General features: G+C 39.3%; 1 protein-coding gene. It reads right to left on the reverse strand.

What is annotated here, in order from left to right:
* On the reverse strand, positions 1-998 hold a 998-nt coding region (locus AC1DPZ_RS27940), incomplete at both ends, for a DUF5686 family protein (protein ID WP_477409678.1).

The following is a 998-nucleotide window of genomic DNA, read 5'->3' on the forward strand; positions in this document are numbered from 1 at the left end:
CTGCAGGTTTAGACCCGGGATTTTAGTATCCCGCTGAAAACTTGCCCTTATATAATTTTGAGGGAATTTATAAATAGATTTATTGTTTAACGAGTAGGTACCGCTCACGAAATATTTCCAGCGCTGATCCCTAAAACCATAGGCGGCATAGGTTTCAAAATAATAACGCCTGCTTAATTCGGGGGTGGTACGACCACCAAACCTCAATTTAAAACCTTCAACCGGGTTAAAGCTGTAAAATGTATTTGCAGGGCCAATTTCAAACTTACCAAAACCTTTGTAACCTGCAAGCAGCAGCGTGGCAATATCGACTGTGCGCTTAAAGGATGGCATGTTTTTTAAGCTGTCGATGTTTTTATAGACTTTTGATTCTGCAGTTGTTAAGGTATCCAGGCGATTTTCTGTCCAGAAAGCCTCAGTTCGGTTACGGGCTTCATCAGATGCTTCTTCTGATTGCTTGGTATAGGCAGTATCCGGCCTGGGTTTGTTTACAATATAATTACCATAAGTTATGGTGCGCATACCAAATAAACTGCTTTTGGCGTCCTTTTTTGAAGCGCCAAAATCGGCAATGGTATTGCTCTTACTTAAATGGTAACGGCCGTCGGGATTTTGTTCAAAATCCAGGTCAACCTGTATCGACCGGATAAAATTAATATTGATGTGCTTATTTACCAATAAAGTAGCCTTTTGAACTGCATAATTACCATCGAGCGTTATGTAGATACTTCCCTCAAATAACACGTCGTTTGTGTTACGTGGTGTAAAACTTAGTTGAACCAGTTTTTGGTTTTTGCTATCGGTAATGGTATCGGTTATAAAAAACTTATAGTAATTGGGCGAGTTATTTGATATCGGGCTTAAAAACTGGCTCGTTATCAGGAATACGTTATTGTCGTAAATATCAACCTTTGTATAAAGGTGTTTAAAGTACTGTGTTAAACCCGAATTATCTACAGCCGGGCCAAAGTTTACACTTTTTTCGCCCAAAATTACCT

This window comes from Mucilaginibacter sp. P4_G9 (genome assembly GCF_056400985.1).